A 372-nucleotide genomic window follows, 5' to 3' on the forward strand; every position below is an offset into this window, starting at 1 on the left:
CGTGCCATTTGACGTACTTGTTCCGCTATTAGTGGTTTCAGATTTTGATGTTCCATTAGTTGTACTGTCTGATATGGCACTACTTTTTGTTTCACTTGAACCATTAGAAGTGTTTTCAGTTATTGTGGATCCTGATTTAACGTCTGTTGTGGTACCTGTGTTTGTAGTTGTGCTACTACCAGATGATTCATCAGTTGTTGAACTGTGGTTTGTTCCTTTGCTTTCGTCAGTTTTAACTGACTTGTCCTTACCATCAGTTGTAGTAGTTGAAGAACCTGTGTGTACATTTTTATCATTAGTAACTGTTGTGGTCATGTTTGTTCCACTAGAACTTGATGATGAATTTTCGTTTCTAACATCAACAGTTTTATC

General features: G+C 36.8%; 1 protein-coding gene. It reads left to right on the top strand.

Going from position 1 to position 372, the window contains the following annotated elements:
* On the top strand, nucleotides 1-372 hold a 372-nt coding region (locus tag A3761_RS26615; protein WP_197472726.1), incomplete at both ends, for a hypothetical protein.

The sequence above is a fragment of the Oleiphilus sp. HI0123 genome, from assembly GCF_001635315.1.